At 73.1% G+C, this 24,080-nt stretch carries 18 protein-coding genes; 12 read left to right on the top strand and 6 right to left on the bottom strand.

The window, feature by feature from the left end:
* Positions 1-182 precede the first annotated feature (182 nt).
* The 7 genes from ACIGXE_RS17415 (at position 183) to ACIGXE_RS17385 (ending at position 7,009) form a co-directional block, all read left to right on the top strand.
* A complete protein-coding gene (locus tag ACIGXE_RS17415) occupies positions 183-1,139 on the top strand; it encodes a zinc-binding dehydrogenase (RefSeq protein ID WP_399748494.1) in 957 nt (318 codons plus the stop codon).
* A gap of 101 nt (positions 1,140-1,240) precedes the next feature.
* Positions 1,241-2,221 carry a hypothetical protein gene (locus ACIGXE_RS17410; RefSeq protein WP_399748155.1) on the top strand — a complete coding sequence of 327 codons (981 nt, stop codon included), beginning with the start codon at positions 1,241-1,243 and terminating at the stop codon, positions 2,219-2,221.
* Positions 2,222-2,223: 2 nt separating this feature from the next.
* Entirely contained in the window at positions 2,224-3,333 is a 1,110-nt protein-coding gene (chvE, locus tag ACIGXE_RS17405; RefSeq protein ID WP_399748153.1) for a multiple monosaccharide ABC transporter substrate-binding protein, read from the top strand.
* A complete protein-coding gene (mmsA, locus tag ACIGXE_RS17400) occupies positions 3,330-4,934 on the top strand; it encodes a multiple monosaccharide ABC transporter ATP-binding protein (RefSeq protein ID WP_399748151.1) in 1,605 nt (534 codons plus the stop codon). Before chvE ends, mmsA begins: the two co-directional genes overlap by 4 nt.
* Before the next feature lie 9 nt (positions 4,935-4,943).
* Positions 4,944-6,173: a multiple monosaccharide ABC transporter permease gene (mmsB, locus tag ACIGXE_RS17395; RefSeq protein WP_399748149.1), complete on the top strand. Its 1,230-nt coding sequence runs from the start codon at positions 4,944-4,946 to the stop codon at positions 6,171-6,173.
* A 95-nt stretch (positions 6,174-6,268) separates the two neighbouring features.
* Complete coding sequence (locus ACIGXE_RS17390) at positions 6,269-6,466, top strand: hypothetical protein (RefSeq protein ID WP_399748147.1); 198 nt, start codon at positions 6,269-6,271, stop codon at positions 6,464-6,466.
* 66 nt (positions 6,467-6,532) lie between these two features.
* Positions 6,533-7,009, top strand: coding sequence for a hemerythrin domain-containing protein (locus ACIGXE_RS17385; RefSeq protein ID WP_399748145.1), 477 nt, complete (start codon positions 6,533-6,535; stop codon positions 7,007-7,009).
* Position 7,010: 1 nt separating this feature from the next.
* On the opposite strand, the gene ACIGXE_RS17380 is transcribed toward ACIGXE_RS17385, so the two are convergent.
* Positions 7,011-7,544: a cysteine hydrolase family protein gene (locus ACIGXE_RS17380; RefSeq protein ID WP_399748142.1), complete on the bottom strand. Its 534-nt coding sequence runs from the start codon at positions 7,542-7,544 to the stop codon at positions 7,011-7,013.
* Positions 7,545-7,716: 172 nt separating this feature from the next.
* Between ACIGXE_RS17380 and ACIGXE_RS17375 the strand changes: the two genes are divergently transcribed.
* From ACIGXE_RS17375 to ACIGXE_RS17360, 4 genes are all read left to right on the top strand, one after another.
* A complete protein-coding gene (locus ACIGXE_RS17375; protein WP_399748140.1) occupies positions 7,717-9,297 on the top strand; it encodes a PP2C family protein-serine/threonine phosphatase in 1,581 nt (526 codons plus the stop codon).
* A gap of 303 nt (positions 9,298-9,600) precedes the next feature.
* Positions 9,601-9,750: a hypothetical protein gene (locus ACIGXE_RS17370; protein WP_399748138.1), complete on the top strand. Its 150-nt coding sequence runs from the start codon at positions 9,601-9,603 to the stop codon at positions 9,748-9,750.
* Positions 9,751-9,972: 222 nt separating this feature from the next.
* Positions 9,973-13,347, top strand: a complete 3,375-nt coding sequence (locus ACIGXE_RS17365) for a pyruvate carboxylase (RefSeq protein WP_399748136.1) — start codon at positions 9,973-9,975, stop codon at positions 13,345-13,347.
* 97 nt (positions 13,348-13,444) lie between these two features.
* The gene (locus ACIGXE_RS17360; protein WP_399748134.1) at positions 13,445-14,524 is read left to right on the top strand and encodes a YihY/virulence factor BrkB family protein; all 1,080 of its coding nucleotides are present in this window, start codon (positions 13,445-13,447) and stop codon (positions 14,522-14,524) included.
* Here ACIGXE_RS17360 and ACIGXE_RS17355 read toward each other — a convergent pair.
* The 3 genes from ACIGXE_RS17355 to ACIGXE_RS17345 all read right to left on the bottom strand — a co-directional run bounded on the left by ACIGXE_RS17355 (position 14,502) and on the right by ACIGXE_RS17345 (position 18,268).
* A complete protein-coding gene (locus tag ACIGXE_RS17355) occupies positions 14,502-15,605 on the bottom strand; it encodes a glutamate--cysteine ligase (protein ID WP_399748131.1) in 1,104 nt (367 codons plus the stop codon). The two genes, ACIGXE_RS17360 and ACIGXE_RS17355, sit on opposite strands and share 23 nt — an antisense overlap.
* A 107-nt stretch (positions 15,606-15,712) precedes the next feature.
* Positions 15,713-16,522 carry an SDR family oxidoreductase gene (locus ACIGXE_RS17350; protein ID WP_399748130.1) on the bottom strand — a complete coding sequence of 270 codons (810 nt, stop codon included), beginning with the start codon at positions 16,520-16,522 and terminating at the stop codon, positions 15,713-15,715.
* 27 nt (positions 16,523-16,549) lie between these two features.
* Positions 16,550-18,268 (bottom strand): PP2C family protein-serine/threonine phosphatase, encoded by a 1,719-nt coding sequence (locus tag ACIGXE_RS17345; protein ID WP_399748128.1) that lies wholly within the window; start codon positions 18,266-18,268, stop codon positions 16,550-16,552.
* Positions 18,269-18,498: 230 nt separating this feature from the next.
* Between ACIGXE_RS17345 and ACIGXE_RS17340 the strand changes: the two genes are divergently transcribed.
* A complete protein-coding gene (locus ACIGXE_RS17340) occupies positions 18,499-19,965 on the top strand; it encodes an aminotransferase class I/II-fold pyridoxal phosphate-dependent enzyme (RefSeq protein WP_399748126.1) in 1,467 nt (488 codons plus the stop codon).
* A 494-nt stretch (positions 19,966-20,459) separates the two neighbouring features.
* On the opposite strand, the gene ACIGXE_RS17335 is transcribed toward ACIGXE_RS17340, so the two are convergent.
* Complete coding sequence (locus tag ACIGXE_RS17335; protein WP_399748123.1) at positions 20,460-21,425, bottom strand: LLM class F420-dependent oxidoreductase; 966 nt, start codon at positions 21,423-21,425, stop codon at positions 20,460-20,462.
* A 309-nt stretch (positions 21,426-21,734) separates the two neighbouring features.
* Positions 21,735-23,978 carry a catalase gene (locus ACIGXE_RS17330; RefSeq protein ID WP_399748121.1) on the bottom strand — a complete coding sequence of 748 codons (2,244 nt, stop codon included), beginning with the start codon at positions 23,976-23,978 and terminating at the stop codon, positions 21,735-21,737.
* Positions 23,979-24,080 lie beyond the last annotated feature (102 nt).

Below are 24,080 nucleotides of genomic sequence, written 5' to 3'. Positions count from 1 at the left end.
AGACGCCGAGCGCCGCGAAGACGCCGACCGCTCCGGGCGCACCGAGCGCCCCGGGCACGCCGAGCGCCCCGGGCACGCCGGCCGCCGCGAGCGCGCCGAGCGGCCCGGGTGCTCCGGGAGCGGCGGTGAGCCGGGCGGTCGTGGTCCTCGCTCCCGGGCGACACCGCCTCGTGGAACGGGAGATGCCCGAGCCCGGCCCCGGCGAGGCGAGGCTGCGGGTCGCCGCCGCCGGGATCTGCCTGAGCGACCGCGAGCTGTACGCCGGTCACCGCGACCCGCGCTATGTCCGCTACCCCGTGGTCCCCGGCCACGAGTGGTCGGGGACCGTCGAGGCCGTGGGCCCCGGCGCCGACCCGGCGCTGGTCGGCCGCAAGGCCGTCGCGGAGGGGTTCCGCAGCTGCGGGCGCTGCGAGCGGTGCCGTCACGGCGAGACCAGCCTGTGCGCGGAGGGATACGCGGAGACCGGCTTCACCGAGCCCGGCGCCTTCGCCGACCACGTCCTCGTCCCGGTCCGGCTGTTGCACCCGTTGCCCGACGGGGCCGACCTGCGGGCCGCCGCACTGCTCGAACCGGCCGCCGTGATCGCCGCCGCGGTACGGGCCGGCCGGCCGCGCCCGGGTGAACGCGTCGCGGTCGTCGGCGCCGGCACCCTCGGGATGCTCGCCGTCCAGCTGCTCGCCGCGTCCTCGCCCGCCGACCTGGCCGTGGTCGAGCCCCGCACCGCGCGCGGGCAGCGGGCGCTGCGGCACGGCGCGACCGAGCTGCTGTCGCCGGAGCGGGCGGAGGCCGACGCCCGGGGGCGCTTCGACCTGGTCGTCGAGACGGCCGGGGCGCCGACGACGGCCGCGTCCTCCTGCCTGCTCGCCCGCCGGGGCGGCCGGGTCGTCCTCACCGGGATGTTCACTCCCGGGGCGGTCGGCATCGACCCCGTGCACCTCTCGCTGAGCCAGTTGGAGGTGCGCAGCGTGTTCGGGGCGTCCTCCGCCGACTGGACCGAGGCGGTGCGGGCCTTCGGCCTCGGTCTGATCGATCCCGGGCCGCTGATCAGCCACGAGTTCCCGCTGGAACGGTTCGCGGAGGCGCTGGCCCTGGTGGGCGGCGGCGATCCGGGGACCGGGAAGGTGCTGCTGCGCCCCTGACGGGCGCGGCCCCGGTGCCGTACCGCCGTACGCGCTCGTCCGCGAACGCTGTCCGATATCTCGAACATTCCACTCTGCCGAAGAGAGACGGAGAACCCTCTGTGACCGCACCACCCACTCCCGCCGCACCGCCCCGCCGTCCGGGCGCCGCCGCGCTGGCCCGGATCGGCCATCCCGTGCCGGCGGCCGAGGCCGCCGACACCTCTCCCCACGCGTTCCCCGACGGCGGCACCTGGCGGACGGAGATCCCGTCCGTGGAGGGTCCCGAGGCGCTGGCCGAGGTCCTGAAGGAGAGCGGCCGGCTCGACGTGCCGGTGCACCGGATCAGCCAGGGCAGCGGCGTGTGGATGCTCACCGACGCCGAGATCTCCGAGATGGTCGCCGCGTGTGCCGAACGCGGCGTCGAGCTCTGCCTGTTCACCGGGCCGCGCGGCTCCTGGGACATCGGCGCCGCGACCCGTACCGACTCCGGTGGGGCCGGCCCGCGCGCCCGTGGCCACGACGCCCTGGCCGGCTGCGTCGAGGACGCCGTGCGCGCCACCGGGCTCGGCGTGCGGTGTCTGCTCGTGGCGGACGAGGGCGTGCTGTGGACCCTGCACCGGCTGCGCGCGGCGGGCGGGCTGCCGGCCGACACGACGTTCAAGGTGTCGGCACTGATCGGCCCGGCGAACCCCGCCTCCTACGCGGTGTACGAACGCCTCGGCGCCGACTCGCTCAACGTGCCGTCCGACCTCACCCTCGCGCACCTCACCGAGATCCGCCGGGTCAGCCGGGCGCCGATGGACCTGTACGTGGAGGCGCCGGACGACCTCGGCGGCCATGTCCGCATGTACGAGACGGCCGAGCTGATCCGGCGGGGCGCCCCGCTCTACCTGAAGTTCGGGCTGAGCCGGTCGGCCGGCATCTACCCGTACGGCGCCCACCTGCGCGAGCACACCCTCGCCACCGCCCGGGAGCGGGTCCGCCGCGGGCGGCTCGTCCTCGACCTGCTCGCGCGGCACGGCGCCGACGGCGGCATGTCCCCGCTCGGCTCCCGGCTGCCCGGCGAGCTCCGGCGTTTCCCCGCGACCGAAGGGAACTGACCATGCGCACCCGCACTCTGCGCGCCGCCGCGGCGGCCGCGCTGCTCGGCCTGCTGCTCGCCGGCTGCGGCCAGGAGGCCCGGGGCGGCAGCCGCTACCGGCCGGACAAGGGCAAGGGCGGCACGATCGGGCTCGCCATGCCGACGAAGGCGTCCGAGCGCTGGATCGCCGACGGCGAGAACATGGCCGAGCAGTTCCGGAAGGCCGGCTACGAGACCGATCTGCAGTACGGCGACGACAAGGTCGAGAACCAGATCGCGCAGATCGAGAACATGATCACCAAGGGTCGCCGGCTCCTGGTGATCGCGGCGATCGACGGCTCGGCGCTCACCGAGGTCCTCCGGCGCGCCCATGACGCGGGCATCCCGGTGATCTCGTACGACCGGCTCATCATGGGCACCGAGAACGTCGACTACTACGCCTCGTTCGACAACGAGCGGGTCGGCGAGCTCCAGGCCCGTTACATCGTCGACCGGCTGAAGCTCGGCGCGCCGGGCAGGTCCGGCGGCAAGCCGTACGACATCGAGCTGTTCGCGGGCTCCCCCGACGACAACAACACCCGCTATTTCTGGAACGGCGCCATGAAGGTGCTCCAGCCGTACTTCGACAGCGGGCAACTCGTCGTCCGCAGCGGGCAGACGCGGCTGAACCAGGCGACGACGCTGCGCTGGGACGGCGGCACCGCGCAGAAGCGGATGGACGACCTCATCAGCAAGAACTACGGCGAGGAGAGCGTCGACGCGGTCCTCTCCCCGTACGACGGGATCTCCATCGGGATCATCTCCGCGCTGCGCAGCGCCGGTTACGGCACACCGGGGCATCCGCTGCCCGTGGTGACGGGGCAGGACGCCGAACTGGCCTCGGTGAAGTCGATCATCCGGGGCGAGCAGACCCAGACCGTCTTCAAGGACACCCGGAAGCTCGCCGCGCGGGCGGTGGCGATGGGCGACGCGGTGCTCAACGGCCGCAGGCCCGAGGTCAACAACGTCAAGGACTACGACAACGGGAAGAAGACCGTGCCCGCGTTCCTGCTCGATCCGGTGAGCATCGACCGCGGCAACACCCAGCTCCTCGTCCGCGAGGGGTACTTCACCGCGGGACAGCTCTCATGAGCCGGCCGCCCGTGCTGGAGATGCGCGGCATCACCAAGACCTTCCCCGGTGTCACCGCGCTCAGCGACGTGCGGCTGACCGTGCGGGCCGGGGAGGTCCACGCCCTGTGCGGGGAGAACGGGGCGGGCAAGTCGACGCTCATGAAGGTGCTGAGCGGGGTCCACCCGCACGGCACCTACGAGGGCGAGATCCTCTTCGAGGGGAAGCCGCTCACGCTGCGGGACATCCGGGACGGCGAGCGGCACGGCATCGTGATCATCCACCAGGAGCTGGCGCTCGTCCCGCACCTGTCGATCGCGGAGAACATCTTCCTCGGCAACGAGCGCGCCCGGCACGGCGTCGTCGACTGGCGGGCCACCCTGCGCGAGGCGGCGGCCCTGATGCGGCGCGTCGGGCTCCGCGAGCACCCCCGGACCCCGGTCTCCGAACTGGGGGTCGGCGGGCAGCAGTTGGTGGAGATCGCGAAGGCGCTCGCCAAGGAGGTCAGGCTGCTGATCCTGGACGAGCCGACGGCCGCCCTCAACGACGCCGACAGCGCGGCCCTCCTCGGACTCGTGCGGGAGCTGCGCGCCCAGGGCGTCGCCTGCGTCCTCATCTCCCACAAGCTGGGGGAGATCCGGCGGGTCGCCGACACCGTGACCGTGCTCCGCGACGGGCGCACGGTCGAGACGCTCTCCGTCCGGACGGCGCCGGACGCCGAACCGGAGGTCTCCGAGGACCGGATCATCCGGGGCATGGTCGGCCGGGCCCTCGACCGGCGCTTCCCCGAGCGGACCGCGTACGCCGGCGAGGACGCCGGACGGGAGGCGCTGCGCGTGCGGGGCTGGACGGTCCGCCACCCCGCCGACCGGCGGCGCATGGTCGTCGACGACGTGTCGCTGACCGTCGGTCGGGGCGAGATCGTCGGGATCGCGGGGCTGATGGGGGCGGGCCGCACCGAGCTCGCGATGTCGCTGTTCGGGCGCTCCTACGGGCGGTACGTGGCCGGCTCGGCCGCCGTCGACGGGCGGGAGGCGAGGCTGGCGAGCGTCCCGGAGGCGATCGCGGCGGGGCTCGCGTACGTCACGGAGGACCGCAAACGCTACGGGCTCAATCTCGTCGACACCGTCCACCGCAACATCTCGCTCGCCTCGCTGCACCGGATGGCGCGGCGCGGGGCGGTCGACGAGCACGAGGAGCGGCGGGTCGCGGAGGGTTTCCGCGGCAGCCTGAACATCCGGACGCCCTCCGTCCTGGAGGAGGTCGGGCGGCTGTCCGGGGGCAACCAGCAGAAGGTCGTCCTCGGCCGGTGGATCCACGCCGACCCGCGGGTGCTGATCCTCGACGAGCCGACCCGGGGCGTCGACGTCGGCGCGAAGTACGAGATCTACACGGTGATCGACCGGCTCGCCGCCGAGGGCCGGGCCGTGCTCCTCATCTCCTCGGAGCTGCCGGAGCTCCTCGGGATGTGCGACCGGATCTACACCATGGCCGAGGGCCGGCTCACCGCGGAGGTCGCCCGGGCCGACGCGACCCAGGAAACGCTGATGCGGCACATGACGCCGAGCGGCGCGGCATCCACTCCTCCCCCGTCCCCGAGCCCGACCCCGAGCGGAAGCTGAGGCACCGACATGACCACCACGACCCCTTCGGCACCGGAGGCCCTCGCCGGGCGTCCGGACCGGCCGTCCGCCGGCGCGGTGCTGCTCGCGGGAGTGCGGGCGAACATGCGCCAGTACGGCATGCTCGTCGCGCTCGCGTGCATCGTCGTGCTGTTCCAGATCTGGACCGACGGGACGCTGCTCCTGCCGAACAACGTGTCCAACCTGATCCAGCAGAACAGCTACATCCTCATCCTCGCCATGGGCATGATGATCGTGATCGTCGCCGGTCACATCGACCTGTCCGTGGGTTCGCTCGCCGCGTTCGTCGGCGCCCTGGCCGCGGTCCTCATGGTCCGTCACGACGTGCCGTGGGTCCTGGCCCTGGCGCTGTCGCTGCTGGTCGGGGCGGTCGCGGGCGCCTGGCAGGGCTGGTTCGTCGCGTACCTCGGCATACCGTCGTTCATCGTGACGCTCGCCGGGATGCTGCTGTTCCGCGGGCTGACCCAGATCTTCCTGGAGGGCCGTTCGCTCGCCCCGTTCCCCGAGGGCTTCCAGAACATCGCCAAGGGCTTCCTCCCCGAGGCGGGCCCCTACACGCAGTACCACAACCCGACGCTCCTGCTCGGCCTCGTCGCCGTCGTCGCGCTGCTCGCGCGCGAGGTGCGGGACCGCCGGCGGCGGGCGGAGTACGAGCTCGACCCGCTGCCCACCGGCCTGTGGCTGCTCAAGTGCGCGGCGATCACGGCGGCCGTCGTCGCCTTCACGCTCACCCTGGCCAGCTTCCACGGCGTGCCCGTGGTCATGCTCGTCATGTGCGCGCTGCTCGTGGGCCTGGGCTACGTGATGCGCAACACGGTGATCGGACGTCATGTGTACGCGCTCGGCGGCAACAAGGCCGCGGCCACGCTCTCCGGGGTGAAGGACCGCCGGGTCACGTTCCTGGTCTTCGTGAACATGGGCGTGCTGGCGGCGCTCGCGGGCTGCGTCTACGCGGCCCGGCTCAACGCGGGCACGCCGCAGGCCGGCCTGAACTTCGAACTGGAGGCCATCGCCGCCGCGTTCATCGGCGGGGCGTCGATGAGCGGCGGCATCGGCCGGGTGACGGGCGCCGTGATCGGCGGCCTCGTCCTCGGCGTCCTGAACAACGGCATGTCCCTCGTCGGCATCGGCACCGACTACCAGCAGGTCATCAAGGGTCTGGTGCTGCTCGCGGCGGTCGGCTTCGACGTCTGGAACAAACGCCGGGCGGGCCGCTGACCGTGACTCTCCGCCGCCGGCGACATGCGGATCGTCACGGCTCGTGTCAGGTTGGTCGGGCAAGGCAGTCACCGACCGACAGAGGAGTCGTCGCCATGGGCGGTTCGTCGAGCAAGAGGCAGCAGCCGGGCAAGGGCCGCGAGGAGCAGCACGGGCCGGGAGAGGGATCCTCCCGCCCGCGTCAGGGCGGCAAGGGCCCCGACGAGATGCGCCGTCGCGGCGAGGAGACGGATCCGACGCGCCGTGAGCGCGGGGAGGACGACCTGCGGGACGACGACATGGACCAGATGTAGCGGTCGTCCCGTCAGGGACCGGAAGACGACGGCGGCGGCCCTGCCGCCGGGCGGAAGGAGAGGCTGTTGGACGCCATCGTGCTGCTGCGGGAAGACCACAAGACGGTGGAGAAGCTCTTCAAGCGGTTCGAGAAGACCGGCGACGAGGACACCGCCGAGCGGCGCCGGATCGCCGACGAGGTGATCGAGGAACTCACCGTCCACGCCTGGATCGAGGAACGGTACTTCTACCCCGCCGCCCGCGAGGCCGCCCCGGACACCAAGGACCACGTCCTCGAGAGCGTCGAGGAGCACCACGCCGCGGTGTGGATGCTCTCCGAGCTCAAGGGCATGGATCCGGCGGACGAGCGGTTCAAGGCCAAGATGAGCGTGCTGATGGAGCAGGTGCGCCACCACGTCGAGGAGGAGGAGAAGGACTGGTTCCCCGACGTCCGCAAGGCCATGGGCCGCAACCGCCTCCTCGACCTGGGCGAGCGACTCGAGGAGGCCAAGAAGCAGGCGCCGCGCGACCCGTTGAAGGTCCCCAGCGCGAGCTCCGGCTGAGTCACAGCGGCAGGGGTCCGTCGATCAGCCGGGCGCCCATGTTGCGCTCCATCATGCGCAGGGCAGCCTCGGCGAGGTCGGCGTGGATGTGGGCGACCGCGTCCGTCGGCACGACGACGTCGAGGTGGCGGATGTGGGCGTCCAGCGCCGAGTACAGCACGCACTGCTCGGTGACCTGGCCCACCAGGACCAGACGGGTGAGGTCCATGGTGCCCAGCAGATAGGCGAGCGGCGTCTCGTAGAAGATCGAGTGGCGTGCCTTGAGGACGAAGAGGGAGTCCTCGTCCGGCAGGACCGGCTCCACCAGTTCCGGGTGCTCGCCCGCCATGGCGATGTCGACGATCTCGCCGTGATGGGAGCGCCACTGGCCGAAGTTGTCGTTCGCGTAGACGATCGGCACCTGCGCGGCCCGCGCCGCGGACAGCGCCCGCTCCACGGCGGGGAGCGCCGCGCCGACGGAGGGGACCAGAAGGTCCGCGTCCTCGTGCTGGTAGGGGTTGAGCATGTCGATGACCACCACGGCCGTGTTCTTCATGGCTTCGAATCTGGGCGCTCGACGCCGTTCCGCACGGGTGGCCCGGCCGAGGACTTCCCCGTTCGGCCCAGCCTTACCCCGTGACGGGCGCGCGCGGCCGAGCCGGTGATCACGCAGACCGGCATCCGTACCGCCGTGGGGAGCGGGCGCTCTCCCGTGTCATGCTCGTCCTATGACCGGTGACCGCGACGAGGCACCAGCGGCGGAACGCGACCAGGCCGCGGAAGTGCCCGTGTCCGCCGTCCAGGCCGTGCTCGACGGCCTTCCCGGTTCGGTGGTCTTCCTCCTGCCGGTGCGCGGGGCGGACGGCGCGGTGACGGACTTCCGCATCGCGGCGGCGTCACCCGACGCGGTCGACGTCGCGTCGCGCGAGGGCCGGGCGCTGGTCGGGCTGAGCATCCGGGAGACGTACCCGACGGTGGCCGGCACGGACCTGTGGCGCGGATATCTGCGGGTCCTGGAGACCGGCACCCGCTACGAGGGGGATCCCTTCGAGTACGAGGAGGTCCTGGCCGGTGTGCCGCGGCTGTCCCGCTTCACGGTCCGCGCAGCGGCCTGCCGGGGAGGGCTGATCGTCTCCTGGGTGCGCCTGGACAGCAGCGACCGCGAGCGGCGCCGGCTGGAGGCGATGCAGCGACTGGGCAGCATGGGCTGGGTGGACCGGGACCTCGTCCGGAACACGATCACCTGGTCGGACGAGGTCTACGCCATCTTCGGCCGGGATCCGGCCCTCGGCCCGCTGAGGCTGGAGGAGCTGTCCGGCCTGGTCGTTCCCGAGGACCTGCCCACGCTGAGGCGGACCGTGAAGCGGCTGCTGGGCGAGGGCAGGCCCGTCGACCAGGTCTTCCGCATCACCGGTCCCGACGGGGAGCTCCGGCACGTGCGGTTCGTCGCCGAGGCGGAGGTCGACGTCCACGGCGCCCCGGTGGCGGTCCACGGCTTCTTCCAGAACCTGACCGCGGCGAAACGGGCCGAACAGCGGTTGCTGGACCAGGAGCGGGCGGCCCTGGTCCAGGACGGCCTGCTGACCGCCGAACGCGAGCTCGCCGCCCGGCTGCAGCACGCGCTGCTGCCGCTGCCCCAGCAGTCCCTGCACCTGGCGGGCCTCACCGTGCACGTGGCCTACCACCCCCTGCCGGAGGGGCTCAACGTCGGAGGGGACTGGTACAGCGCCATCGAGCTGCCCGACGGCAGCGCTCTGCTGGTGGTCGGCGACGTCGCGGGACACGGGCTGGACGCCGTCGCGACGATGGCCCAACTGCGCTTCACCGCCAAGGGCATGGCCATCACCGGCACGCCCCTGCCCAGGATCCTCGCCCGGCTGAACACGCTGCTGCTGCACAGTCCCGAGCGGGACGGCGGTACGGCGACCATGATCATGGGCCGCTACGAGCCCGCCGCCCGCGCGCTGACCTGGGTGCAGGCCGGCCACCTGCCTCCCCTGCTGCTGCGGCAGGGCGAGGCCCGCTTCCTCCGGGCCCCCGACGGGGTGCTGCTGGGCGCGGTCGCCGCCCCGCGGTACGCGGCGGCCACGCTGCGCCTGCAGCCCGGTGACCAGCTGCTGCTGTACACGGACGGCCTGATCGAGAAGCCGGGCGAGGACATCGACGAGGGCTTCCGGCGCCTGGCCCGTTCCCTGGTGGGGTGCGCGGGCGACGGCGCCGGTGTGCTCCAGGGGATCCTGGACGGCCTCCTCGACCCGGATCTGCGCCGTGACGACGTCTGCGCCCTGCACGTCGCCTTCGACGGCTGAGGCAGCGGCCGGCGGCGGTGCCGAGCGGAACCGGCACCGTGACAACGAGCCGAAGCGCGCCGGTGCTGCGATGCTGGGAACGTTCACGACCGGGGTCCGCCCCGCAGCGGACCGCTGCCGCCGTGTGCGGCGCCGTCCTGCGGGCGCGATGAGACAGCGGAGGTCACCCTGCTGATCAGCCATGCCGCCGAGGGGGACACCCTTCGCCTGACCCTGCGCGAGCAGCTGGACATCACCAGCCGGGCCGCGGCCGCACTGCAGATCGAGGTCTTCCTGCGCGCCCACCGCCCCCGTCGTGTGATCGTGCGGCTGCCCGCCGGCGAACCCACCCCCGCGACCCTCAGTGCCGTGGTCCGCGCCCACCGCATGTGCGCGGGCCTCGGCATCCCGCTCGCCCTGACCGGCGCGAACACCGCCACCCAGCGCCTGCTCGGCGCGCTGACGCCCGGATGACCCCGCCGACGGAGCCGCGAGGCGTCGTGGCGCGCCCGAGACAGGTGGGCTGCGGGATCCATGTCACGGTGGTGGGAGCTTCGGTACGCCACCGCGCAGCCCTGGGCGTCGCGGAGAACGAGCCGGGCGTGACGCGGGTGAGTGCCGTCCCTGGGCGGTGGGTACGTGGTGGAGGCGTCGGGGACCCGTCGTGCTCATCACCGGCAGGGTGAAGGGATCAGGATGTTCCGCAAGGTTCTGGTGGCCAACCGCGGGGAGATCGCGATTCGCGCGTTCCGCGCCGGCTACGAGCTGGGTGCGCGCACGGTGGCCGTCTTCCCGCACGAGGACCGCAATTCTCTGCACCGGCTGAAGGCCGACGAGGCGTACGAGATCGGGGAGCCCGGGCATCCGGTGCGGGCATACCTGTCCGTCGAGGAGATCATCCGGGCGGCCCGGCTGGCCGGTGCCGACGCCGTCTACCCGGGCTACGGGTTCCTGTCCGAGAACCCGGAACTGGCGCGCGCCTGCGAGGAGGCGGGCATCACCTTCGTGGGCCCGTCCGCGCAGACCCTGGAGCTGACCGGCAACAAGGCGCGTGCGGTGGCCGCCGCCCGCGAGGCGGGCGTACCCGTGCTGGGCTCCTCGGCGCCCTCCACCGACGTGGACGAACTGGTCGCGGCCGCCGAGGACATCGGCTTCCCGGTGTTCGTCAAGGCCGTCGCCGGCGGTGGCGGACGCGGCATGCGGCGCGTCGAGGATCCCGCGACGCTGCGCGAGTCCGTCGAGGCGGCGGCCCGCGAGGCCGAGTCCGCCTTCGGGGACGCGACCGTCTTCCTGGAGAAGGCCGTCGTCGACCCCCGGCACATCGAGGTGCAGATCCTCGCCGACGGTACGGGCGACGTCATCCACCTGTTCGAACGGGACTGCTCGCTGCAGCGACGGCACCAGAAGGTGATCGAGCTCGCGCCGGCCCCCGGCCTCGACCCGGCGGTGCGGCAGCGCATCTGCGACGACGCCGTGCGCTTCGCCCGTCGGATCGGCTACCGCAACGCGGGCACCGTGGAGTTCCTCCTCGACCCCGACGGCAACCACGTCTTCATCGAGATGAATCCGCGCATCCAGGTCGAACACACGGTGACCGAGGAGGTCACCGACATCGACCTGGTGCAGTCGCAACTGCGCATCGCCGCCGGGGAGACCCTCGCCGACCTCGGCCTGACGCAGGAGTCCGTGGTCCTGCGCGGTGCCGCCCTGCAGTGCCGCATCACCACCGAGGACCCGGCCAACGGCTTCCGCCCCGACACCGGCATGATCAGCGCCTACCGCTCGCCGGGCGGCTCGGGCATCCGGCTGGACGGCGGCACCACGCACGCCGGCACGGAGGTCAGCGCCCACTTCGACTCCATGCTGGTCAAGCTGACCTGCCGCGGCCGGGACTTCCCGACGGCCGTCGCCCGGGCCCGGCGCGCGGTGGCCGAGTTCCGCATCCGGGGCGTGTCCACGAACATCCCCTTCCTGCAGGCCGTCCTGGACGACCCGGACTTCCGGGCCGGACGGGTGACGACCTCCTTCATCGAGCGGCGGCCTCATCTGCTCACCGCGCGCCACTCGGCCGACCGCGGCACGAAGCTGCTCACCTATCTCGCCGACGTCACCGTCAACAAACCGCACGGCCCCCGTCCCGAACTCGTCTCCCCCGCCGGCAAGCTGCCGCCGCTGCCCGCGGGCCGGCCGGCCGCCGGCTCCCGCCAGCGGCTGGCCGCGCTCGGCCCGGAGGGCTTCGCGCGGAGCCTGCGCGAGTCGCCGACCCTGGCGGTCACCGACACCACCTTCCGCGACGCCCACCAGTCGCTGCTCGCCACCCGGGTGCGCACCAAGGACCTGCTCGCCGTCGCCCCGACGGTGGCGCACACGCTGCCGCAGCTGCTGTCCCTGGAGTGCTGGGGCGGTGCCACCTACGACGTCGCGCTGCGCTTCCTCGCCGAGGACCCGTGGGAGCGCCTGGCCGCCCTGCGCGAGGCCGTGCCGAACATCTGCCTGCAGATGCTGCTGCGGGGCCGCAACACCGTGGGGTACACCCCGTACCCCACGGAGGTGACCGACGCCTTCGTGCAGGAGGCCGCCGCCACCGGCATCGACATCTTCCGGATCTTCGACGCGCTGAACGACGTCGACCAGATGCGGCCCGCCATCGACGCCGTACGGGAGACCGGGACGGCCGTGGCCGAGGTCGCGCTGTGCTACACGTCCGACCTCTCCGACCCCGCGGAGAAGCTGTACACGCTGGACTACTACCTGCGGCTGGCCGAGCGGATCGTCGCCGCGGGCGCGCACGTGCTGGCGGTCAAGGACATGGCCGGGCTGCTGCGCGCTCCCGCCGCGGCCACCCTGGTCTCCGCGCTGCGCCGGGAGTTCGACCTGCCGGTGCACCTCCACACCCACGACACGGCCGGCGGTCAGCTGGCCACGTACCTCGCGGCGATCCAGGCCGGGGCGGACGCGGTGGACGGCGCGGTGGCCTCGATGGCCGGCACCACCTCGCAGCCCTCGCTGTCGGCGATCGTCGCCGCCACCGACCACTCCGCGCGGCCCACCGGCCTCGACCTGCAGGCGGTCGGCGACCTGGAACCGTACTGGGAGAGCGTCCGCAAGATCTACGCGCCCTTCGAGGCGGGACTGGACGCGCCGACCGGGCGCGTGTACCACCACGAGATCCCCGGCGGGCAGCTCTCCAACCTGCGGACGCAGGCGGTCGCCCTCGGCCTCGGGGACCGTTTCGAGGACGTCGAGTCGACGTACGCGGCCGCGGACCGGATGCTGGGCCGGCTGGTGAAGGTCACGCCGTCGTCGAAGGTCGTGGGCGACCTCGCGCTGCACCTCGTCGGGGCCGGTGTGGCGCCCGAGGACTTCGAGGCGGCGCCGAACCGCTTCGACATCCCCGACTCGGTCGTCGGCTTCCTGCACGGCGAGCTGGGCACGCCGCCGGGCGGCTGGCCGGAGCCGTTCCGCACCAAGGCGCTGGAGGGCCGCGCCGGCCCCAAGCCGCTGCCGGAGCTCACGGCGGAGGACCGCACCGGTCTGGCCGAGGACCGGCGCGCCACGCTGAACCGGCTCCTCTTCCCCGGTCCTACCAAGGCGTTCGAGGCGCACCGTCAGGCGTACGGCGACACCAGCGTGCTCGACAGCAAGGACTTCTTCTACGGGCTGCGCCCCGGCAAGGAGTACTCCGTCGACTTCGGGCCTGGCGTACGGCTGCTCATCGAGCTGGAGGCCGTCGGCGAGGCCGACGAACGCGGTATGCGCACCGTCCTGTCCACGCTCAACGGCCAGCTGCGGCCGATCCAGGTGCGCGACAAGGCGGCGGCCGCCGACCTCCCGGTGACCGAGAAGGCCGACCGGTCCGACCCCGGCCACGTCGCCGCGCCGTTCGCCGGCGTGGTCACGCTGGCCGTCGCCGAGGGCGACGAGGTCGAGGCCGGCGCGACGGTGGCCACCATCGAGGCGATGAAGATGGAGGCCTCGATCACCGCTCCGAGGAGCGGGCGGGTGTCCCGCCTGGCCATCTCCAGGATCCAGCAGGTGGAGGGCGGCGACCTGCTCGTCGAGATCGGATGAGCCGGTGGGCGGTGGGCTGCCGGGGCACCCGGACGGGTGTCCCGGCGGCCGGTCGGTCGCACGCGTACGCGTGCGGCGGACGGGTACCCGGGAGGGCATGGCCGCATCACAGCATTCCCGCGAAGAGAAGACTCCGGCCCCCGAGGACGTCGGTCCCGGGCCCGAGGTGGAGCGGCGGGCGCCGGCCGGCCCGACCAAGATGCCCCGCCGCGCCTGGCTCGCCGTGCTCAAGGGCTCGGTGCGCGAGTTCAGGGACGACGAGCTGACCGACCGCGCGGCGGCCCTCACCTACTACGGTGTGCTGTCGCTGTTCCCGGCCCTGCTGGTGCTGGTGTCGGTGCTCGGCGCCAGCGGGCAGTCCGCCACGGACCGTGTGCTCGACAACCTGCGCCGGCTGGCCCCCGGACCCGCCCGCGACATCCTGGGCAGCGCCGTGGAGCAGCTGCAGGGCCACGCCGCCACGGGCTCGGTCATGGCGGTCGTCGGCGTGGTGCTCGCCCTGTGGTCGGCCTCCGGGTACGTGGGCGCCTTCTTCCGGTCGGCCAACCGGGTCTACGACATGCCGGAGGGCCGCCCGGTGTGGAAGCTGCTGCCGGTCCGGGTGGGAATGACCGCGCTCCTGATGGTGCTGGCGGCGGTCAGCGCGCTGATCGTGGTGTTCACCGGCGCGGTGGCCCGCCACGTCGGCACCGCGCTCGGCATCGGCGACACCGCGCTGACGGTGTGGTCGTTCGTCAAGTGGCCCGTGCTCGTCCTGCTGGTGGCTGTCATGATCGCGCTGCTGTACAGGGCCGGGCCCAACGCCAAGGTCAAGGGCTGGCGGTGGATCACTCCGGGCAGCGTCCTCGCCCTGCTGATCTGGCTGCTCGCCTCCGCCGGTTTCGCGCTGTACGTCAGCGGCTTCGCCTCGTACAACAAGACCTACGGCACCATGGCGGGCGTCATCGTCTTCCTCGTCTGGCTGTGGATCGGCAACCTCGCCATCCTGCTGGGCCTGGAGTTCGACGCGGAGACGGTGCGCCAGCGTGCGGTGCTCGGCGGCATGCCCCCGGACGAGGAGCCGTACGTCGAACCGCGCGACACCCGCGCCTGGGACGAGCAGGACGTCCGCAGGATGGCGGGTACCGCGCGGAAGAAGCGGCTCACCGACACGGTCAGGCGTCGTCGCCGACCGTGATCCGCACGCACTCCCGGACCACCTCGCCCAGGTCGCACCCGCCCTGGTGCAGCTCGCGCTGGCGCTGCGCGCCGCCGCCGCGGGCGAGCAGCCGGTCCAGGGCGCGGTGGGCGGCCTCGCGGTCGCCGCAGGCGCGCAGCGCCGCGTCGGTGTGCTCCAGCAGGGCGTCCAGGGCCGCCTCGGCAGGCGTTTCACGCATCGTGCGGGGGTCGAGGAGCGGGCCCCGGAGCCCGGAGCGGGCGGCCCGCCAGGAGGCCAGCCGCAGCACTCCGGCCGGGATCCGGGCGGCCGGCACGCCCTCGCGCCAGGCTTGGGCGGCGGTCTCCACGAGCCCGCGGGCCAGGGTGGCCACCAGCACGGTGGTGTCGGGCTCCAGGCAGACGTCGGCGACGCGGATCTCGACGGTCGGGTAGCTGTGGGAGAGCCGGGCGTCGAAGTAGATCATGCCCGTGTCGCGCAGCACCCCGGTCGCCAGCATGTCGCGCACCCGCTCGTGGTAGCCCTCTGCGCTGCCGAACGGCTCGTACGGCCCGGCCGAGGGCCAGCGGTTCCAGACCCGGCTGCGGTAGCTGCTGTAGCCGCTGTCCTGGCCGCCCCAGAACGGCGAGTTGCCGCTGATCGCGTTCAGCAGGGCCAACCAGGGCCGGATCCGGTCCAGTACGGCGACGCCCTCCTCGTCGGACGCCACGGAGACGTGCACATGGCATCCGCAGGTGAGCTGCTCCTGGGTGGTGAGCGCGAACTGCTCCGCCATCCACCGGTACCGGGGGCCGAGGTTCCGTGACGGCTCCACCGGCAGCGGCGAGGTCGCCAGGGCCGCGACCCGGGCGCCCGCCTCCTCGGCGTGGCGTGCCGCCTCACCGCGCCAGCGGACGATCTCCTCGCGCAGTTCCCGCATGTCGCTCAGGGGTTTCGTGGCGAACTCCAACTGCTCCTGGTGGAGTTCCTTCTCGAAGACGCCCTGCGCCTCCTCGTCTCCGCTGACCGCCGCCGCGGCGAGCACCGCGGACGACACCGCGAGCGGCTCCCCGGTGGTGGCGCTGACGAGCAGCAGTTCCTCTTCGACTCCTACGGTGCGCATCAAGGCTCCTGTACACGCTGAACACATCGACCCTCGGACCCGGCGAGTCCGCAGGTCATGCGTCTGCCCCGATCGGCGCGGATGACGCCCTCCGCCCCGCCGGGGGATCAGCCGCTGCGCCAGTCGTCCTCCCGCAGGTGGGAGCCCGCCATCGGCCCCATCCGCAGCATGCCGCCGTCGACCGCCCAGGACGCGCCGGTCACGTACGACGCGTCCGGGCCGGCGAGGAACGCGATCACCGCGGCCACCTCGCGGGCGTCGCCCGGACGGCCCAGGGGGACGCCCGGGCGCCGCTCGGCGGTGACGTCCGTGTCCTCCTGGCCGGTCATCGGCGTCGCGATCTCGCCCGGCGCGACGGCGTTGACCGTGATGCCGTGCGAGGCCAGCTCCAGGGCCATGACCTGGGTCAGGAGTCCGAGACCGCCCTTGGCGGCGCAGTACGGTGCCGCCCCGACGCGGGGCTGGTGCTCGTGCACCGACGTCACGTTCACGATGCGGCCGCCGTGGCCCTGCCGGATCATCCGCCGGGCCGCGCGCTGCCCGCAGAGCAGCGGGCCGACCAGGTCCACGTCCAGGACCTGCTGGACGGTGGCGTGGTCGAGGTCGACGAACGGCGTCGCCGTGCCCGTGCCGGCGTTGTTCACCAGGACGTCGATGCGGCCGAGCCGCTCGGCGAGGAGGTCGACGGCCTCGGCGGCCTCCGGCAGCCGGGTCAGGTCCATGGGCTCGACGAAGGCCTGGCGGCCGTGGCTCCGTACCTCGGCCGCGGTCTCCTCCGCGCCCCTCAGGTCCCGGTGCCAGGTGATGCCGACGTCCATGCCGGACGCGGCCAGGCGGACGGCGGTCGCCCGCCCGATCCCGGAGTCGGCGCCGGTGACGACGGCGGTCCTCGGGTGCACGTCCTTCGGGCTGTTCATGGAAGCTCCTCCTGGGCGCCGGCCGGGTCAGTTCACGCGGATCGCGAGCATGCAGGCGTCGTCGTCGGGCCCGGCCAGGTCGGGGTCGGCCAGCAGCACGTCGATCATCTCCTGCGGGGCGAGGTCGGAGGCCCGGCCCATGGCGTGTGCGAGGCGTTCGATGCCCTTGGTCACGTCCTCGCCCCGGTGTTCCACCATGCCGTCGGTGTACAGCAGCAGCACGTCGTCCACGCGCAGCGGCGTCGAGGAGGTCTCGTACCCGTACCCCGGCAGGGCACCTAGCAGCGGTCCTCTCCGGCCGGCGTCGAGGGGCTCGGCCCGGCCGTGCCGCAGCAGCAGGGGCGCGGGGTGTCCGGCGTCGGCCCAGTGCAGGGTGCGGCTGTCGTCGATGTGCCCGGCGACCACGGTGGCGGTCTCCCCGCTCGGGTCGCTGCAGACCAGTTCGTTCAGCCAGGTCGTGATCTCCCCGGCGGAGGCCCCGGTCTGGGCGAGACCGGCCAGGGCATGGCGTTGCTGGGCCATCCGGGCGACGGCCTCCAGGCCGTGTCCGGCGGCGTCCCCGATCGCCACCAGCACCCGGCCGTCGGGCAGCAGCCGGCACTTGTACCAGTCGCCGCCGACGGCGGCGTCGGGCTCGGCGGGCCGGTAGGAGGCCGCCACCGTGAGCCCGACGGCCGCCAGTGCCTCCGAGAGGGTGGGCAGCAGCGCCTCGCGGAGGGCGTCCGCCACCCGGCGTTCGGCCTGTGCCTGGCGGCGCAGCCGGTCCGACTCGCGTTCCGTCTCGGCGAGTCGGCGGCGGCTGCGGATCTGGGGGGTGAGGTCGCGGGCGACGAGGTTGACGGCCCAGGGCCTGCCGTCGGTGCCGGCGACGGGGCGGCCGAGCAGGTCGACGGTGCGCACCTCGCCGACGACGAGGAAGCGGATGCGGGTCCAGGCGGGTTCCTCGCCGGCGAGCACCGAGGTGATGAACTCGGAGAACGCGGTGAGGTCGTCCGGCAGCAGGGCGTCGCAGAGCTGCTCCAGCGACCAGGGCATGCCGATCTCGGCGTGGAAGATCCGGCTCAGCCCCTCCGACCACGTCACCTTCCCGGAGAGGAGGTCCCAGTTGCCCCAGCCCAGGGAGGCGAGGAACTGGGCGTCGATGGTGAGCAGTTCGGTCTGGCTCTGCACGGGCCGCCAGGTGGCGAGGACCTGCTCCCCGCAGAGCGCGGCCGAGTACAGCAGCGGGGCCCGGTGCAGTCGGCCGAGCCGTTGCTCGGTGTAGTCGACGACCCGGCCCTCCAGCGTGCCGCCGTTGCCGACGAGGTCGGCGAGCGCCGCCAGCAGGCCGCTCTGGGCCGCTCCGGGCCTGGCTTCCAGGAAGCGCTGGCCCACCTGGCGGTCGGGGGCCTCCAGCCAGTCGGCGGACCGTACCCGGTTGCCCGCGACGATGCGGAAGTCCCTTACGGTTCCGCTTTCGTCGTCGTACAGCGGTTCGAGCAGGACGGCGGACGCGGGGATCGCGCCGAGCGCGGAGCAGGTCCCCGTGGCGCCCGGGTCGTGGGTGCTGCACAGGCAGCGGGGTGAGGCCTCGGCGCCGGCGGTGGAGCCCGGGGCGAGCGACTGCACCGGCGCGGTGACCTCCGTCCCGGGCTGGGCGGGGGCGGGCCGCTCGGAGGTGCGGCGCACCCCGTCCCGCAGTGAGGTGACCTCCCGCCCGATCATGGCCTTCAGCTCTTCGACGTTGTCCGGCAGCGGAAAACTCATGGTGCCTCCCTGACCGGGCGGACCCGGCTCCGGCCGCGGGCGCGGTGCGTCGCACCCACCGGCCGCCATGCACCCCGGTGCCCGTCGGCAAGCGTTTCATGCCTGTGTATTTCCGTTTCGAGAGGGATGTCCAGGGCAGACGCCCCGGAGCGCCGCGCGGGGGTCCGCACGGCGCCCGGGCTCTTGTCGGGCCCGGTCCGAGATGTCGATCCGGAGGAGCCGAAGGAGCCATGGACCACTCGCGCGCACCGGTACTCGAGGCGCTTCAGGACTTCCGGCGCCGAGGAGACGTCGTCTTCGGCCCGCCGGGGCACAAGCAGGGCCGGGGCGCCGACCCCCGGGTCGCCGACGTCGTGGGCCTCGACGTCTTCCGCTCGGACGTGCTCACCCTCAACGGCCTGGACGACCGCCGGGAGTCGCAGGGCGTGCTGGACCAGGCGCAGGAGCTGATGGCCGACGCGGTCGGGGCGGAGAAGGCGTTCTTCTCGACGTGCGGAAGCTCGCTCTCGGTCAAGACCGCGATGCTCGCCGTCGCCGGCCCGGGCGAGAAGCTGCTGCTGTCGCGGAACGCGCACAAGTCGGTGATCGCGGCCGTGGTGGTGAACGGGGTCGAGCCCATCTGGGTGCACCCGAAGTTCGACGCCGAACGGCATCTGGCCCACCCCCCGGAGCCGGACGACGTGCGGCGGCGTCTGGAGGAACATCCCGACGCCAAGGGCATGTTGCTCATCACCCCCACCGACTGGGGCACGTGCGCCGACGTGCGCGGTGTGGCCGAGGTCTGCCACGCGTACGGCGTGCCGCTGATCGTCGACGAGGCGTGGGGGGCGCATCTGCCGTTCCATCCCGACCTGCCGGTCTGGGGCATCGACGCGGGCGCCGATCTCGTCGTCACCAGCGTGCACAAGATGGGCGGCGCGATCGAGCAGAGCTCGGTGTTCCACCTGCAGCACGACCGGGTCTCCCCGGAGGTCCTCAAGCAGCGGGAGGACCTGCTCGGGACGACGAGCGCCTCCTCCCTGGTGTACGCGACGCTCGACGGCTGGCGGCGGCAGATGGTCGAGCAGGGCCGCGAGCTGCTGGACGAGGCGCTGCGGCGGGCGAGCCGGGTGCGGAAGGCCGCCGCGGGCCTGCCCGGGCTCACCGTCATGGGCGAGGAGGTCGTCGAGGCCGGGCTCGCGGCGGAGTTCGACCCGCTCAAGATCGTGATGGACGTCCGGGGCCTCGGCATCAGCGGCATGCAGGCGGTGGAGTGGCTGCGGAGCGAGCGTCATGTCGACCTGGGCGGCTCCGACACCTGCCGGATGAGCGCGGCGATCACGTACGCGGACGACGACGAGACCGAGCAGATTCTGATCGACGCCCTGCACTCCCTGGTCGAGGCGGCCCCCGGGATGGAACGGCGCACGCCGGTGCGGCTGCCGGAGCCGCCGGCCCTGGAGCTGGAGCAGGCACGGCTGCCGCGCGACGCGTTCTTCGGGGAGGTGGAGCACGTGAGGCCCGAGAACGTGGTCGGCCGGATCTCCGCCGAGACGATCACCCCGTACCCGCCGGGGGTCCCCGCGGTGGCGCCCGGCGAGGTGGTCAACGCCGAGGTGGTGGACTACCTGCGCAGCGGTGTCGCGCACGGGCTGCTGATCCCCGACGCCGCCGATCCGTCGCTGGACACCTTCCGGGTGCTGGCTCGCGGCCGGTGACCAATCGGGCGGGCGGCGGGGAGTGTGCTCGCTCGCACGGAACGGGCTGCGGAGGCGCTCGGACGGGGCGGGGGACACGCTCGTGAGACGGCGAAGGCGCCCAGGACGGCGCCGCGCGGCGGCGCGGCGCCGTCCTGGGCATCGGCGGGCGACTGCGCGTGGTGTCTCGCACCGCCCGACCGCCCACGCAGGTAGGCGGGGGTGGAGCCGAGCAGCCGGTTCGCTGCGAGCCGTGCCGTGCCGCTGCACCTTGCTGTACCTCGCTGTCCTTGAGGCCGCACCCCGGGCCGTCATCGGATCGATCGTTGCGAGCAGCGCCTCGGCCTCTTCTCATGGGGCGTGGCGCCACCCGTCTGGGGCGTGGCGCCACCCGTCTGGGGCGTGGCGCCGCCCGTCGCTCGGGACGCCGGATCCGGGCCGCCCCCGCCGGGACGCTCGGTGTCTCTCCGATGCGGCGGGGACGGCCCACGGGTTCGTTCTCGGGACGACCGTCGTCAGGCCTCCCGCAGGGCGGGCAGCAGGGTCGATTCGGCCCAGCGGATGAAGGGCAGTTGCTCGCCGCCGCCGACCTGGATGAGGGCGAGGTCGGTGAACCCGGCCTCCTCATAGGCGCGGACCGCCTTCACGACGGCGTCGGTGTCGTCCCCGCAGGGGATGGCCTCGGCCACGTCCTCGGGGCGGACGTTCTCGGTGGCCTGGGCGAAACCGGCCGGCAGAGGCAGTTCGGCGTTCACCCGCCAGCCGCCGAGGGACCAGCGGAACTGTTCGTGGGCACGGGCCACGGCCGCGTCGCGGTCGGTGTCGTAGCTGATCGGCAGCTGTCCGATACGGGGCTTGCCGGCGCCCCCGTGGCGGTCGAAGGCGTCGACCAGCTCGGCCTCGGGTTCCGTGGCGATCAGGAGGTCGGCGTGCCGGCCCGCGATCTCGCAGGAACGGGGGCCGGAGGCCGCGATCCCGATGGGCGGTGGCGTGTCGGGAAGGTCCCACAGGCGGGCGTTCTCGACCTGGAAGTGGCGGCCGCGGCGGGTCACGTATCCCCCGTCGAACAGCTCGCGGATGATGCCGACGGCCTCCTCCAGCATGTCGAGCCGGACGCCCGCGGAGGGCCATCCCGCGCCGACGACGTGCTCGTTGAGGTTCTCCCCCGATCCGAGGCCGAGCCGGAACCGGCCCTCGGACAGGATCTGGAGGGTGGCCGCCTTCTGGGCGATCACGGCGGGGTGGTAGCGGAAGGTCGGACAGGTGACGAAGGTCGTCAGCGGAATGCGGGAGGTGGCCTGGGCGGCCGCCCCGAGGACGCTCCACGCGTACGGCGCGTGTCCCTGCTCCTCCAGCCAGGGGAAGGAGTGGTCCGAGACGACGGAGAAGTCGAAGCCCGCGTTCTCGGCCGCGACCACGTGCTCGACCAGCTCTCGGGGTCCCGCCTGTTCGGTCATCATCGTGTAGCCGATGTGCATCATGACGGGCGCCTTGCCGCGACCACCGACCCATAAACGGAAGATCCGCAGCATATCGGGCAAGCCGGACGACGGGCGGCAGCGGCCCCTTCACGCCCCCTGGTCCGCTCCTTCTCGGTCACGGCCCGGCGCAGCAGCGCGCCGATCCCGCCGGCCGGCGTCCGCCCCCGGCACGTCACCCGGCACCACGAGCGCCTCGCCGCCGGTGGCCGCGGCGCAGCGCAGCAGCGCGTCGTCCGCCCTGCCGGTGTGCGGATGCTCCGCACCCGACCCCTCGTCACCGAGCCGGCGGACGTCGGGCCGCCCGTCCCGTCATACGGAGGCGGGGAAGCGCTGCCACACGCGGTGGGCGCCGAGCAGGTCGGTGAGCCGGTTCCAGACGTCCGTCGCGTCGTCACCGACGACCACGCCGGGGGCGTCGGACGGCAGCCGGGCCGCCTCCAGGGCGAGGGACGCCTCCCCCGTCGCACCGATGGCCTTGCCGTGCCGGTAGGCCTCGTCGAGAAGAAGCAGCACCCTGGGGTCGACGGACGGGGCGTCGGTGGGCGGATGGCCGGCCTTCGCGTCCCGTACGCCCTGGGCGTCGAGTCCGGGCGCCGGGCACGCGGTCAGGAAGAGGGCGTCGAACTCGGTCGACCGGGCGGTGGCGAAGGTGCGCTGCACGGTGACCGCCTCCCCGTCGGCGTCGAGCGTGCCGCCCGCGGCGGCGACGACCAGGGGGACGCATCCGGCGCTCCGCACGGCTTCGCGGACCGCGCGCACCGCGTCCATGCCGTCGCCGGCGTCGGCCACGATCCCGACGGTCCGTCCGTCGAGCGGCCAGGTCCCGCCCAGCTGCGACAGTGCCGGGCTCGGCCGCACCTCGGTGAACGGCACGGTCGCCGGTGGTACGGGCAGGCCGAGGCCGGCCGCGACGCCCTCGCACAGGACCGGGTCGATGTTGGCGAGCACCGTCAACGCCCGTTCTTTGATGCGCTGTTCGTAGCAGGAGTTCAGCTCGAAGGTGTAGGCCGCGATGATGTGTTCCCGCTCGGTGGGCGTCATGCTGAGCCAGAACTGCCGGGGCTGGCTGAAGTGGTCGGAGAAGGACGCCGGCGCTTCGCGCACCTTGGCCGCGGCGGGGACCTCGACGGGCGCTTCGATATACGCGCCCTCCTCGGCACCGGCCAGGAACGGGCAGCCGCCGTCGAGGGAGTTGGGCCGGTACGGCGCCACGCCGGTGTGCACCGCCGTCTGGTGCATCCCGTCGCGGAGCATGTCGTTGGTCGGGGTGTGGGGGCGGTTGATCGGCAGCTGGGCGAAGTTGGGTCCGCCGAGCCTGCTGATCTGGGTGTCGAGGTAGGAGAAGAGGCGGCCGGCGAGCAGCGGGTCGTCGGTGACGTCGATGCCGGGCACCAGATGCCCGGGGTGGAAGGCGACCTGTTCCGTCTCGGCGAAGAAGTTCTTGGGGTTGGCGTCGAGGGTCAGCAGGCCGACGGCCTCCACGGGCGCCAGCTCCTCCGGCACGATCTTCGTGGGGTCGAGCAGGTCGATGCCCTGGAAGGTCTGCTCAGGGGTGTCGGGGAAGACCTGGACGCCGAGCTCCCACTGCGGGTAGGCACCGGCCTCGATGGCGTCGTGGAGGTCCCGCCGGTGGAAGTCGGGATCCGTGCCGCCGATGATCTGGGCCTCCTCCCACACCAGGGAGTGCACGCCGAGCCGGGGCTTCCAGTGGAACTTGACCAGGCTCGTCCCGCCGTCGGCGGCGACCAGGCGGAAGGTGTGGACGCCGAAGCCCTCCATCATCCGGAAGGAGCGCGGAACGCCCCGGTCGGACATGTTCCACAGCGTGTGGTGGACGGCCTCGGTGTGGAGCGTCACGAAGTCCCAGAAGGTGTCGTGGGCGCTCTGGGCCTGCGGGATCTCCCGGTCGGGGTGCGGCTTGCCGGCGTGGATGATGTCGGGGAACTTCACCGCGTCCTGGATGAAGAACACCGGGATGTTGTTGCCGACCAGGTCGAACGTGCCTTCGTCGGTGTAGAACTTCGTGGCGAAGCCGCGGGTGTCGCGGACCGTGTCGGCGGAGCCGCGCGAGCCGAGGACGGTGGAGAAGCGCACGAACACGGGCGTCTCGACGTCCTCGGCGAGGAACGCGGCCCGGGTCAGCCGGCTCGCCGTGCCGTAGCTGCGGAAGACGCCGTGCGCGGCGGCGCCGCGGGCGTGGACGACCCGCTCCGGGATGCGCTCGTGGTCGAAGTGGGTGATCTTCTCGCGCAGATGGTGGTCCTGCATCAGCACCGGGCCACGGCTGCCCGCCTTGAGCGAGTGGTCGCTCTCGTGGAGCCGGGCACCCTGCGCGGTGGTCAGGTAGGCGCCGCTCTGGGCCGACCGGGCCGGATCCTCACCCGTCGCCTGCCCGGTGGGCCCGACCGTCTCCGGGCCGCTCTGGTCCTGCTTGGGCGGGAGCGGGCCGTGCGGGTCGGTGGGCTCTTCCAGGGAGGGCGGCTTCGCGCCCGGGCCGCCGGGCGCCTCCTGGTCCCGGTCGGGTCGCTCTTCCGGAGTCGGGTTCGCTGTCATGGGGTCGTCTCCCTTCCGGCCGGACACGCCGAAAAGCCCGCCCACGCCCGCCCCCGGAGGGCCGGCGCCGTGGAGGCGGGCGCGGGCGGGCCTGTCGGTCGT

It is taken from the genome of Streptomyces sp. NPDC053431 (assembly GCF_044544925.1).
Taxonomy (GTDB): Bacteria; Actinomycetota; Actinomycetes; order Streptomycetales; family Streptomycetaceae; genus Streptomyces.
Note: the sequence above shows the minus strand (reverse complement) of the source record. Positions and strands in the feature narration are given on the sequence as shown.